Source organism: Acinetobacter sp. 1294243 (assembly GCF_000588015.1).
Taxonomy (GTDB): Bacteria; Pseudomonadota; Gammaproteobacteria; order Pseudomonadales; family Moraxellaceae; genus Acinetobacter; species Acinetobacter pittii.
Map to the genome: position 1 here is coordinate 49084 of NZ_JFXG01000019.1, position 13665 is coordinate 62748.

9 protein-coding genes and 1 tRNA gene are annotated in these 13665 nt (G+C 42.4%); all 10 read right to left on the reverse strand.

The genetic code is table 11. From position 1 onward, the window contains the following. Nucleotides 1-172: 172 nt before the first annotated feature. Complete coding sequence (gene rpoC, locus J655_RS21060) at nt 173-4366, reverse strand: DNA-directed RNA polymerase subunit beta' (protein ID WP_032015108.1); 4194 nt, start codon at nt 4364-4366, stop codon at nt 173-175. Nucleotides 4367-4452: 86 nt separating this feature from the next. Then, entirely contained in the window at nt 4453-8541 is a 4089-nt protein-coding gene (rpoB, locus tag J655_RS21065; protein WP_002114857.1) for a DNA-directed RNA polymerase subunit beta, read from the reverse strand. A 304-nt stretch (nt 8542-8845) separates the two neighbouring features. Further along, nucleotides 8846-9217 (reverse strand): 50S ribosomal protein L7/L12, encoded by a 372-nt coding sequence (gene rplL / locus J655_RS21070; protein ID WP_001229360.1) that lies wholly within the window; start codon nt 9215-9217, stop codon nt 8846-8848. 42 nt (nt 9218-9259) lie between these two features. Next, on the reverse strand, nt 9260-9766 hold the full coding sequence (gene rplJ / locus J655_RS21075; RefSeq protein ID WP_002115099.1) for a 50S ribosomal protein L10: 507 nt from the start codon (nt 9764-9766) through the stop codon (nt 9260-9262). Nucleotides 9767-10076: 310 nt separating this feature from the next. After that, entirely contained in the window at nt 10077-10772 is a 696-nt protein-coding gene (rplA, locus tag J655_RS21080) for a 50S ribosomal protein L1 (protein ID WP_005065788.1), read from the reverse strand. 3 nt (nt 10773-10775) lie between these two features. Further along, nucleotides 10776-11204 (reverse strand): 50S ribosomal protein L11, encoded by a 429-nt coding sequence (rplK, locus tag J655_RS21085; RefSeq protein ID WP_001074682.1) that lies wholly within the window; start codon nt 11202-11204, stop codon nt 10776-10778. Nucleotides 11205-11313: 109 nt separating this feature from the next. Next, nucleotides 11314-11847 carry a transcription termination/antitermination protein NusG gene (nusG, locus tag J655_RS21090; RefSeq protein WP_002115092.1) on the reverse strand — a complete coding sequence of 178 codons (534 nt, stop codon included), beginning with the start codon at nt 11845-11847 and terminating at the stop codon, nt 11314-11316. Nucleotides 11848-11854: 7 nt separating this feature from the next. Beyond that, nucleotides 11855-12295 (reverse strand): preprotein translocase subunit SecE, encoded by a 441-nt coding sequence (gene secE, locus J655_RS21095; protein WP_002114837.1) that lies wholly within the window; start codon nt 12293-12295, stop codon nt 11855-11857. A gap of 75 nt (nt 12296-12370) precedes the next feature. Further along, a tRNA-Trp gene (locus J655_RS21100) sits at nt 12371-12446 on the reverse strand. A gap of 60 nt (nt 12447-12506) precedes the next feature. Next, nucleotides 12507-13665: elongation factor Tu (gene tuf / locus J655_RS21105; protein ID WP_031968816.1), on the reverse strand; the 1159-nt coding region annotated here is incomplete at its 5' end.

The following is a 13665-nucleotide window of genomic DNA, read 5'->3' on the forward strand; positions in this document are numbered from 1 at the left end:
CTCCAGTCTTCATAAGCAGGTAGCCTAATGTGTTTTTGTGGAGTCTTTATCCCGCTTAAGTAATAAAATAATGGCTCTTTAATATGTTTATGTAATTACAATTTAAAATTGTTATAAATAAATGTATATAAAAAAGGCACCCTAAGGTGCCTTTTTTAGTGCCAGTCTAAACTTAGAATTGTTCAGAGTTTAATGCTTGGCTAAATGCTTGGTCTACTTCGCTGAAGTCATTATGAAGCTCATGCTCTGCAGCTTCTGCTTCTTGACGACGACGCTCTAAGTGATATGCAAGACCAGTACCTGCTGGAATCAAACGACCTACTACAACGTTTTCTTTCAAGCCACGTAAATCATCTTCTTTACCTGTTACAGCCGCTTCAGTTAACACACGAGTTGTTTCCTGGAACGATGCAGCAGAGATGAACGAGTCAGTAGAAAGCGATGCTTTCGTAATACCCATCAATTGACGTTCAAACTTCGCAGGGAACTTGTTCTGAGCCAAGACAGCTTGGTTCTCTTGAACAACGCGGATGTAATCCACTTGCTCGCCTTTAATGAAGCTTGTATCACCGCCATCAGTGATATCAACTTTACGCAACATTTGACGTACGATAACTTCAATGTGCTTATCGTTGATTTTTACACCTTGGAGACGGTAAACGTCTTGAACTTCGTTCACGATGTAGTTAGTTAATGCAACTTCACCTTTCAAACGCAAGATGTCATGTGGGTTTTGTGGACCATCAGAAATAGTCTCACCACGGTTCACATGCTCGCCCTCGAATACGTTGATTTGACGCCATTTTGGAATCAATTCTTCGTAAATCTCAGAACCATCATCAGGAGTAATTACCAAACGGTTTTTACCCTTAGTCTCTTTACCGAAGCTTACAACACCTGATACTTCAGCAAGAATTGCATGCTCTTTTGGCTTACGCGCTTCGAACAAGTCAGCTACACGCGGAAGACCACCGGTAATATCACGAGTACGTGATGTTTCTTGTGGTACACGACCAATAACGTCACCCACACCGATCGTTTCGCCGTCACGGACAGTTACGATTGTATTTTGTGGCAAGAAGTAGAACTGTTCGCCGCCATCTGTTGTATCCAACACGATTGCAGGACGTAAATCCTTACCAGAAGCAGGACGAGCTGTTACAGGCAAGATTTCAACAGTAGTCATACCAGTTGCATCATCAGTTTTCGATGTTGCAGTTACGCCATCAGCGATTTGGCTGAAGCGCGCTTTACCAGCAACTTCTGTTACTAATGGATGTGTATGCGGATCCCAAGTCGCTACGATACCGCCAGCTTCTACAGCTTCACCATCTTTCAACAAGATGCTTGCACCGTACGGAAGTTTATAACGCTCGCGCTCACGACCTAAATCATCGGCAATACCAATTTCACCTGAACGTGAAACTGAAACCAAGTGGCCTTTTGCATGTTGTACAGTTTTCACGTTATGGAAACGTACAGTACCTTTGTTACGTACTTGAACACTGTTCGCAGCAGAAGTTCGGCTCGCAGCACCACCAACGTGGAACGTACGCATCGTTAACTGTGTACCCGGCTCACCGATTGACTGTGCAGCCATTACACCGACTGACTCACCTGGGTTCACCAAGTGACCACGTGCGAGGTCACGACCATAACAACGGGCACAAACACCGAATGTTGATTCACATGCGATTACTGAGCGTACTTTAACTTCATCGACACCAGCTTCTTCAAGCTGAGCTGCGATTTTCTCGTCAATTAACGTACCGCGAGGTAATACAACTTCATCATCAGATGCACGACGTACGTCTTCAGCAGTTACACGACCCAATACGCGGTCACGTAATGGCTCGATGACATCACCACCCTGAATGAATGGAGTCATTACTAAACCACCCGCTGTACCACAGTCAGGTTCAGTAATTACCAAGTCTTGCGCTACGTCTACAAGACGACGAGTCAAATAACCAGAGTTCGCAGTTTTCAATGCTGTATCGGCCAAACCTTTACGCGCACCGTGTGTTGAAATAAAGTACTGAAGTACTGTTAAACCTTCACGGAAGTTCGCTTTAATCGGAGTCTCAATAATCGAGCCATCCGGTTTTGCCATCAAACCACGCATACCAGCAAGCTGACGAATCTGCGCCGCACTACCACGGGCACCCGAGTCAGACATCATATAGATGCTGTTGAATGATTTTTGTTTCTCGTCTTCACCTTGTTTGTTTTTAACAAGTGTATAAGACAAGTTATCCATCATTGCTTTAGCAACTTGGTCGTTTGTACGCGCCCAGATATCGACAACTTTGTTATAACGCTCACCAGCAGTTACGAAACCTTGTTCGAACTGTTGTTCGATTTCACGAACTTCTGTTTCTGCTTTATCAATAATTGTGTGCTTAGTAGGTGGAATGAGCATGTCTTCCATACCTACAGATACACCTGAACGAGTCGCTTGACGGAAGCCCAAGTACATTAATTGATCAGCAAAGATAACTGTATCTTTCAAACCAAGTTTACGGTAGCAAGAGTTGATCAATTTAGAGATGTTCTTTTTAGTCATCTCAAGGTTGATCATGTCAAAGCTCAAGCCTTGTGGAACAATTTCCCAAAGCAAACAACGACCAGGTGTTGTATCAACAATAATAGTTTGGTGTTCACGTTCACCATTTTCATTGATAACAGTTTGGTGTACACGTACTTTAACACGCGCATGGATCGCAACCTGACCAGTAGCAAGTGCACGGTTTACTTCATGAGTATCCGCGAACACCATGCCTTCACCTTTGGCATTTACAGCATCACGTGTGATGTAGTAAAGACCCAAGACAACGTCCTGAGAAGGAACGATGATTGGCTCACCGTTTGCTGGTGACAAGATGTTGTTTGTTGACATCATCAATGCACGAGCTTCTAACTGTGCTTCAAGTGTCAATGGAACGTGTACCGCCATTTGGTCACCATCGAAGTCGGCGTTAAACGCAGCACAAACGAGTGGGTGAAGACGGATTGCCTTACCTTCAATAAGAATAGGTTCAAATGCTTGAAGACCTAAACGGTGAAGTGTTGGCGCACGGTTCAACATTACTGGGTGTTGACGAATTACAGAAGCAAGAACGTCCCAAACTTCCGGAGTTTCACGCTCAACCATTTTCTTCGCAGCTTTAATGGTTGTTGCCTGACCTGAAGCTTGTAATTTCGCGAAAATGAATGGCTTGAATAATTCAAGTGCCATTTTCTTCGGAAGACCACATTGGTGAAGACGTAAAGTAGGACCTACAGTAATTACCGAACGACCAGAATAGTCAACACGCTTACCTAATAAGTTCTGACGGAAACGACCTTGTTTACCTTTGATCATATCTGCCAAAGATTTTAATGGACGTTTGTTAGAACCAGTAATTGCACGACCACGACGACCGTTATCAAGCAATGCATCTACAGATTCTTGTAACATACGTTTTTCGTTACGTACGATGATATCTGGAGCAGCAAGGTCAAGAAGACGCTTCAAACGGTTGTTACGGTTAATGACACGACGGTATAAATCGTTCAAGTCAGAAGTCGCGAAACGACCACCTTCAAGTGGAACTAATGGACGTAAATCAGGTGGAAGTACCGGAAGTACATTCATCACCATCCATTCTGGCTTGTTGTTTGAATCTTTGAATGCTTCCATCAATTTCAAGCGCTTAGACGCTTTTTTCAACTTCGTTTCAGAAGTTGTTTGAGGAATTTCTTCACGTAAACGTGCGATTTCAGCTTCAAGATCGATATCTTTCAACAAGTCCTGAACCGCTTCTGCACCCATTTTCGCAGTGAATTCATCACCGTGTTCTTCAAGTGCATTGAAGTATTCTTCGTCTGTTAAAAGTTGATACTTTTCAAACGGAGTCATACCTGGGTCAGTTACAACGTATGATTCGAAATACAATACACGTTCGATATCACGAAGTGTCATATCTAATAATAAACCGATACGGCTCGGGAACGATTTTAAGAACCAGATATGTGCAACTGGAGAAGCAAGTTCAATGTGACCCATACGTTCACGACGAACTTTCGCTGTAGTTACTTCAACGCCACATTTTTCACAAATGACGCCTTTGTATTTCATACGCTTGTATTTACCACACAAGCATTCGTAATCTTTTACTGGACCAAAAATTTTGGCACAAAACAAACCGTCACGTTCAGGTTTAAAAGTACGGTAGTTAATTGTCTCAGGTTTTTTAACTTCACCATGAGACCATGACTTAATCATTTCTGGTGACGCAAGACCAATACGGATACGGTCAAACTCAATTGGTGCATGACCATCTGAGTCCGTTTTCTTACGCATGATATCGAGCAAGTCTTTCAATTTTTTTCTCCGTGTGTCGGGAAGCAACGCTTACCCGACTGGGTCACAAATATTGTTTTTACCTAAAAAATCGTGAGTCTTACGACTTAATCACCATTTTTCAGTTCAATGTTGATACCTAAAGAACGGATCTCTTTGGTCAATACGTTGAACGATTCAGGCATACCCGGATCCATATAATGGTTACCATCTACAATATTCTTATAGATGCGTGTACGACCTTCAACGTCATCCGACTTAACAGTTAACATCTCTTGGAGAGTATATGCTGCGCCGTAAGCTTCGAGTGCCCAGACCTCCATCTCACCGAAACGCTGACCACCGAATTGTGCTTTACCACCAAGCGGTTGCTGTGTAACAAGAGAGTAAGAACCAGTTGAACGCGCATGCATCTTGTCATCAACCAAGTGGTTCAATTTGAGCATGTACATGTAACCCACAGTTACAGGACGATCAAACTGTTCACCAGTACGGCCATCAAACAATACTGTTTGACCTGTACGAGAGATACCAGCTAACTCAAGCAAGTCTTTAATTTGGCTTTCTTCAGCACCATCGAATACAGGAGTAGCCAAAGGTACACCAGCACGTAAGTTGCCTGAAAGTGCCAAGACTTCAGCATCAGTTAAGCTATCAAGATCTTCTTGCTCACCACCGACTTTGTTATAAATCTTGTCTAAGAATTCACGCAGTTCTAAAACTGTACGCTGTTCTTTCAACATTTTCTCGATTTTATCACCAAGCCCTTTAGCCGCCATACCTAAGTGAGTCTCAAGAATCTGACCCACGTTCATACGAGATGGTACGCCCAACGGGTTCAATACGATATCTACTGGTACACCGTTAGCATCGTGTGGCATGTCTTCAACAGGTAAGATGTTAGATACAACACCCTTGTTACCGTGACGACCAGCCATCTTATCACCAGGCTGAATACGACGTTTAACAGCTAAGTAAACTTTAACAACTTTCAATACGCCAGTTGTTAATTCATCACCTGTTGCAAGCTTACGTTTCTTCTCAGCGAATTTCTCATCAATTTCTGCGCTCTTTTCTTTTAAGAACACTTGAATTTGAGTTAAACGCTCAGCGATTGCTTCATCTGCCGGTTGAATTTCAAGTAAATCAACAAGCTCTAAACCAGATAACACTTCTTCAACGAGTTTGTCACCACGTTTAGTTGAACCACCGCCATTAGACTCTTGGCCTTTAAGCAAACGAATTACACGCTCACGAGCTGCTTCTTCAAAGATCTTGTATTCTTCTTTCAAGTCTTTACGGTAAGCATCAAGTTGTGCTTTTTCGATCGCCAATGCACGGTCATCTTTCTCTAAGCCATCACGAGTGAAGACTTGAACATCGATAACTGTACCTTTTGTACCAGATGGAACACGTAAAGATGAATCTTTAACGTCAGCTGCTTTCTCACCAAAGATTGCACGAAGCAATTTTTCTTCAGGAGTTAACTGAGTTTCACCTTTAGGCGTTACTTTACCAACAAGGATGTCACCTGCTGTAACTTCAGCACCGATATAAACGATACCTGATTCATCAAGTTTAGAAAGTGCAGCTTCACCAACGTTAGGAATATCGGCAGTAATTTCTTCTGCACCTAACTTAGTATCACGCGCTACACAAGATAATTCTTGAATATGAATAGAAGTTAAACGATCTTCTTGAAGTACGCGCTCAGATAATAAGATCGAGTCTTCATAGTTGTAACCATTCCAAGTCATGAACGCAACGCGCATGTTTTGACCAAGCGCAAGCTCACCCATATCTGTAGACGGACCGTCTGCCAAGATATCACCGCGAGCAACTTTGTCGCCCAAATTCACGATAATATTTTGGTTGATACAAGTGTTCTGGTTAGAACGCGTATATTTAATGAGGTTGTAGATATCTACCCCCGCCTCACCAGCGATCATTTCATCTTCGTTTACACGAATAACGATACGAGAAGCATCTACGTATTCAATTGCACCACCACGGTTTGCGATCACACACACACCTGAGTCACGTGCAACGTTCGCTTCCATACCTGTACCTACAAGCGGTTTATCCGCACGTAGAGTAGGAACTGCCTGACGTTGCATGTTTGAACCCATAAGCGCACGGTTCGCATCATCGTGTTCAAGGAATGGAATAAGTGATGCAGCAACAGATACGACCTGCTGAGCAGAAACGTCCATATGCGTCACTTTTTCTGGTGGCATACGTACGAATTCACCTTGATGACGAACAGAAACAAACTCTTCTGTTAAGTTGCCATCTTTATCTACTGCAGAATCGGCCTGTGCAATAACAGTACCTACTTCTTCAATCGCAGAAAGGTATTCAACTGCATCGGTTACTCGACCATCTACCACTTTACGGTAAGGTGTTTCCAAGAAACCAAAGTCATTTGCTTTTGCATATACTGAAAGCGAGTTGATCAAACCAATGTTTGGACCTTCCGGCGTTTCAATTGGACATACACGACCATAGTGAGTTTGATGTACGTCACGTACTTCAAAGCCCGCACGTTCACGTGTTAAACCACCAGGCCCAAGCGCTGATACACGACGTTTATGAGTAATCTCAGATAATGGGTTGTTTTGGTCCATGAACTGAGATAATTGGCTTGAACCAAAGAATTCTTTGATTGCAGCAGCAACTGGTTTAGCGTTAATTAGATCTTGTGGAGACAAGTTATCTGTTTCTGCTTGGCTTAAACGTTCTTTAACTGCACGTTCAACACGAACCAAACCAACACGGAATTGGTTTTCAGTCATTTCACCAACAGAACGTACACGACGGTTACCCAAGTGATCGATATCGTCGACTTCACCTTTACCGTTACGGATTTCAACTAATGTACGTAATACATCAATGATATCTTCGTGCGATAAAATACCTTCTACTTCACGTGACTTCTGGTCAGTACCAACTTCGTATGGACGGCCCAAACGACGGTTGAACTTCATACGACCTACTGGAGATAAGTCATAACGCTCAGAAGAGAAGAATAAGTTGTTGAATAAGTTTTCAGCAGCTTCTTTTGTTGGCGGCTCGCCTGGACGCATTACTTTATAAATTTCAACTAATGCTTCTTCACGACCAGCCGTTGTATCTGCACGTAAAGTGTCAGCAACAAACGAACCACGGTCAATATCGTTCGTAAACAAGATATTGAACTGTTTAACACCACCTTCTGCCAACTTCACCATAACTTCATGGCTTAACAAAGTATTCGCAGCAATTACTTCACCATCACGTAAAGTAATGTTTTCAGCAGTGATACGCTCATATAAGTATTCATCAGGAACTGAAAGTTTTGTTAAACCAGCAGCTTCCATTTGACGTACATGACGAGCATTAATACGTTTACCTTGCTCAACAATAACTTTACCGTCATTGTCAGCAATATCAAATTGAGCCATTTCCCCACGTAAACGTTCAGGTACTAGGTCAATCTGGTAACTGCCCATATCAAGATACACAGGTACTTTTTCATAGAACAAGTTCAAGATTTGTTCGTTGTTATAACCTAGTGCACGTAACACAACAGTAGCAAGTAATTTACGACGACGGTCAATACGTACGTAAACTAAGTCTTTCGCATCAAATTCGAAGTCTAACCATGAACCACGGTAAGGAATGATACGTGCTGAATACAACACTTTACCACTTGAGTGGGTTTTACCTTTATCGTGATCAAAGAAAACGCCTGGTGAACGATGTAATTGAGATACGATTACACGCTCAGTACCATTAATGACGAATGTACCGTTTTCAGTCATGAGTGGAATTTCACCCATATAGACTTCTTGTTCTCTTACGTCTTTAATTGATTTAGTTTCGCGATCTTTAATAATCAAACGAATTTTAACGCGCATTGGTGCCGCATAAGTCGAACCACGAAGAATACATTCGCGTACATCGAACTCAGGTTTACCAAGGCTATACTCAACAAATTCTAAAGCAGCATTGCCAGAATAACTTTCGATAGGAAAAACTGAACGAAATGCGGCTTGGAGACCGATATCTTCGCGGTTTTTTGGAGTTTTGCCATCTTGCAAGAATGTTCTGTACGAATCGACCTGAATCGATAGTAAGTACGGTGCATCCATTACTTGGGGCAATTTACCAAAATTCTTACGGATCCGTTTCTTTTCGGTATATGAGTATGCCATCTGGAGTCCTCGGAAAGTAAACCAAGCCCGCCTGCAGAACGGGCTCAGAAGGAATTACGCAGGCCGATATGGCCACCACTGTTTACAAATGCTGCAATTTTTAGTGGTATAAAAACGCTTAACAATATTTTTAAAAAAGAAAAATATTGGTAAACATTTGAAATTACTTGTTTTATTTGAATTTTTCTAAAAAACAAACAAAACTAACAAAAATCGAGCCGATTATTGTAACGCAAAAAGGCTGATGACCCAAGAGCCATCAGCCATTTTATGGAGCCGATTTAAAAACCGACTCCTTTTACAATTACTTAAGTGTAACTGTAGCACCAGCTTCTTCAAGTTTCTTCTTAAGTTCTTCGCCTTCTTCTTTAGAAACGCCTTCTTTAAGAACTTGAGGAGCACCTTCAACTAGGTCTTTAGCTTCTTTAAGACCAAGGCCAGTTGCTTCACGAACTGCTTTAATTACAGCTACTTTGTTAGCACCGAAAGAAGTCAACTCAACGTTGAATTCAGATTGTTCTTCAGCAGCAGCAGCAGCGCCACCAGCTGGAGCAGCAACAGCAACAGCTGCAGCTGAAACGTTAAATTTCTCTTCGAAAGCAGAAATTAATTCAACAAGTTCAAGAACAGTTTTTTCAGCAACTGCGTTTAAGATTTCTTCGTTAGTTAAAGCCATGAGAATAACTCCAAATGGATATTGAATGGTGTGTAAAATTGATTAAGCAGCTTCTGACTCGTTTTTCTCTTTGAGCGCTGTAATAAGGCGACCCAATTTCGAAATAGGAGCTTGAAGGACAGAGGCAAGCATAGTAAGAGCTTTCTCTTGGTTCGGAAGGTTTGCAATTACGCTAACGTCAGCACCTTGATAAACTTTGCCGTCAAATGCAGCAGCTTTTAACTCAAATGCTTTGTTAGTTTTAGCAAAATCTTCGAACAAACGTGCAGCTGCACCCATGTCATCTTCAGAAGTTGAAAAACCTAGAATTGTTGGACCAACAAGGTTGTCGTTCAAGATATTGAATTGAGTATCTTGAAGTGCGCGTTTAGCCAAAGTGTTACGTACAATACGTGTAGAAACACCTAACTTACGAGCTTCAACACGAAGTGTTGTTAATTGCTCTACGCTTAAGCCTTGGTAGTCAGCAACAACGGCTGCAAACGCCTTAGAAGCAACTTCACTTACTTCCGCAACGATCTGTTTTTTGTCTTCAATAAGAAGAGCCATTGTAAAACCTCCTAAGGTGATTTATGTACCCAATGGGCACACTCCCAATTCGTAAGCCTTTCGACTTACACGCGGAGGAGGAACAAATCACACCACCGCGTCTACGCAGGCTGGTTTATTAAGAAAAGTGCTATTCGAAAATGACAACTCTTCGCCTGAGGTCTTTGACGCTGATAAATTCTCATTTATCAATTCAAAGTCCGCCTGACGGGTAAGGGATAAAGCTTCGCTCCACCCAACCAAATAGAAAACATTTCTATTTAAGTTCTGTCCCCAATCAGGACTTTAAAATTCTTTACTAAGTCTAAACTTAGTTAGAAACGTTGTTTACATCAACTGTAAGACCAGGACCCATAGTTGAGCTCAAAGTGATCTTTTTGATGTATACACCTTTAGAAGTTGCAGGTTTTAACTTTTTCAAGTCAGCAACTAAGGTTTCAACGTTTTGACGGATAGCAGCAGCATCAAAGCCTAATTGACCGATCGCAGCATGGATAATACCCGCTTTGTCTACACGGTAACGAGCCTGACCAGATTTAGCGTTTTTAACAGCATTCGCTACGTCAGGAGTTACAGTACCAACTTTAGGGTTTGGCATTAAACCACGTGGACCAAGAATTGTACCGAGCTTACCAACAACACGCATAGCGTCAGGAGCAGCGATTACAACATCAAAGTCAAGATTTCCACCTTGGATGCTTTCAGCAAGGTCATCAAAACCTACAACATCAGCACCAGCTTCTTTAGCAGCTTCTGCTTGCGCGCCTTGAGCAAATACAGCTACACGTACAGTTTTACCAGTACCTGCAGGTAATGTAGTTGCGCCACGAACAACTTGGTCAGATTTACGTGGGTCTACACCAAGATTTACAGCTACATCCAAAGATTCTTTGAACTTTGCAGCAGGTAGGCTGTTAAGAACTTGTACTGCTTCTTCCAAAGTGTAAACTTTGTTTGCTTCAACAGCAGCAGCAATGGCTTTTTGACGTTTAGTTAACTTTGCCATGTCTTATAGCTCCACTTCCAAGCCCATAGAACGTGCAGAACCAGCGATGGTACGAACACGTGCGTCTAAATCAGCACCAGTTAAATCCGGTTCTTTAGTAGTCGCAATTTCTTCTAACTGAGCACGAGTCAACTTACCAACTTTAGTTTTGTTTGGTACAGATGAACCCTTTTGAATACCAGCAGCTTTCTTAAGAAGAATAGAAGCTGGAGGAGTTTTCATGATGAATGTGAACGACTTGTCGTTGTACACAGTAATCACTACAGGAATTGGAAGACCTGGTTCAACTTTTTGTGTAGCAGCATTGAATTCTTTACAGAATGCCATGATGTTTACACCACGTTGACCTAATGCAGGACCAATTGGTGGAGATGGATTTGCTTTACCAGCTGGAACTTGCAGCTTGATATAGCCGTCAATCTTCTTAGCCATTTTAAAATACCTCTGGGTACAAACGCCGCTAGGCTCCCCAATCTTTACGCAACACTACTGTTACAACAACAATGCCCGATAAAATCGGGCGCTTTTCAACCAATTGAGATTAAATCGTTTTTTCGACTTGGCGAAACTCGAGTTCAACCTGAGTTGGTCGATTAAATACATTAATCGTCAACGTTAAACGGGACTTATCGTATTGAACTTCTTCCACCACACCTTTAAAGTCTGTGAATGGACCGTCAATAACAAGTAATTCTTCACCTGGCTCAAACATCGTTTTAGGACGTGGCGCTTCACCAGTATTACGTACACGCGCAAGAATCGCATCTGCTTCACGTTGAGTGATTGGTGCTGGTTTTTCAGGTGTACCACCGATAAAACCTAGAACCTTTGGACATTCTTTAACAATATGCCAAGTATCATCATTCATTTCCATTTCGACTAACACATAGCCAGGAAAGAATTTACGTTCAGATTTACGTTTCTTACCATCCTTCATTTCTACCACTTCTTCGGTAGGAACAAGGACATCACCAAAGCTATCGGCAACAGCGCTACGCTGGATTCGTTCTGTAAGTGAACGCATCACTTGTTTTTCATAGCCAGAGTAGGCATGAATAATGTACCAACGTTTCATAGCTCTTTTACCCGATAATCAACTTAATTAACCAACCCAAACCATAGTCAAAGCACCATAAAACCAATGATGCAACAACTACAACCAATAGAACCTGCCACGATGTAGTGACTGTTTCTTGTTTTGTTGGCCAAGTTACTCGACGCAATTCGACTCGTGCATCTTTTAGCAAGCGAACGAAGCCTTTACCTTGATGGGTGGCGTATAATAAACCTAAAGCCACAACGATACAAGCAAAAATTGCCCCAACGCGCACCCAAACATTATTTGCAGGTGCCCAATACGCTGGCAAATGCTGATTCACCATGGTAGCTAAAAGCAACAGTGCTATTGCTATCACCCATAGAACAATATCTAAAGGCGAACCAGAACGAACAACTTCAGCAGAATTATTTCTTTGAGGAATTGGCGCGTCGCTCAATGCGTCACGCGATTTATCATTCGACATTTTTGTACTCGTCGTAGAACTCGCGACTTATTATATGAACAACTAAGCCAGCATCAAGCTTTTTATTTCAAAATATGGCAGGGCAGGAGGGGCTCGAACCCCCAACATTCGGTTTTGGAGACCGACGCTCTACCAATTGAACTACTGACCTATAATGCAAGTTGAGAGCCAAAGCCCTCAACCTGAGACGTAATCCGTCACTATAATATGCTTATGCAGTTACTTTCGCAACAACACCAGCACCTACAGTACGACCACCTTCACGGATCGCAAAACGTAGACCTGGGTCCATTGCGATTGGGTGGATTAATTCTACTGACATTTCAACGTTGTCGCCTGGCATAACCATTTCAACGCCGTCTTGTAATTGGATTGCACCAGTTACGTCAGTTGTACGGAAGTAGAACTGTGGACGGTAACCATTTAAGAATGGAGTGTGACGACCACCTTCTTCTTTAGAAAGTACGTATACTTCTGCGTCGAATTTAGTGTGCGGCTTGATTGTACCTGGTTTAGCAAGTACTTGACCACGTTGTACGTCTTCACGCTTAGTACCACGAAGTAAGATACCACAGTTCTCACCTGCACGGCCTTCGTCAAGAAGTTTACGGAACATTTCTACGCCAGTTACAGTTGTTTTAACTGTATCTTTAATACCAACGATCTCTACTTCTTCACCAACTTTAACGATACCAGCTTCTACACGACCTGTTACTACAGTACCACGACCAGAAATTGAGAATACGTCTTCGATTGGCATTAAGAATGCTTTGTCGATAGCACGTTCTGGTTCTGGGATGTAAGAGTCAAGCGCTTCAACAAGAGCAAGAACTGAAGACTCACCATATTGACCAGCATCGCCTTCCAACGCTTTAAGCGCAGAACCACGGATAACTGGAGTGTCATCACCAGGGAAGTCATAAGTAGAAAGAAGTTCACGAACTTCCATTTCTACTAATTCAAGTAATTCTTCATCATCAACAAGGTCACACTTGTTTAAGAATACGATGATGTAAGGTACACCAACCTGACGAGAAAGAAGGATGTGTTCACGAGTTTGTGGCATTGGACCGTCAGTCGCAGCACACACAAGGATCGCGCCGTCCATCTGAGCAGCACCAGTAATCATGTTTTTAACGTAATCGGCGTGGCCCGGGCAGTCAACGTGCGCGTAGTGACGAATTGGAGAATCGTATTCTACGTGTGAAGTATTAATTGTAATACCACGTGCTTTTTCTTCAGGTGCTGAGTCGATTTGTGAGTAATCTTTCGCTTCACCGCCGTAAGTTTTTGCACAAATAGTTGCAATCGCAGCAGTTAAAGTTGTTTTACCATGGTCAACGTGACCGATTGTGCCCACGTTTACGTGT

Excerpts from the sequence above, each read along its gene's own strand:
- rpoB (WP_002114857.1), bottom strand. The coding sequence starts at position 8,541 with ATGGCATACTCATATACCGAAAAGAAACGGATCCGTAAGAATTTTGGT.
- rplL (WP_001229360.1), bottom strand. The coding sequence starts at position 9,217 with ATGGCTTTAACTAACGAAGAAATCTTAAACGCAGTTGCTGAAAAAACT.
- rplJ (WP_002115099.1), bottom strand. The coding sequence starts at position 9,766 with ATGGCTCTTCTTATTGAAGACAAAAAACAGATCGTTGCGGAAGTAAGT.
- rplA (WP_005065788.1), bottom strand. The coding sequence starts at position 10,772 with ATGGCAAAGTTAACTAAACGTCAAAAAGCCATTGCTGCTGCTGTTGAA.
- rplK (WP_001074682.1), bottom strand. The coding sequence starts at position 11,204 with ATGGCTAAGAAGATTGACGGCTATATCAAGCTGCAAGTTCCAGCTGGT.
- nusG (WP_002115092.1), bottom strand. The coding sequence starts at position 11,847 with ATGAAACGTTGGTACATTATTCATGCCTACTCTGGCTATGAAAAACAA.
- secE (WP_002114837.1), bottom strand. The coding sequence starts at position 12,295 with ATGTCGAATGATAAATCGCGTGACGCATTGAGCGACGCGCCAATTCCT.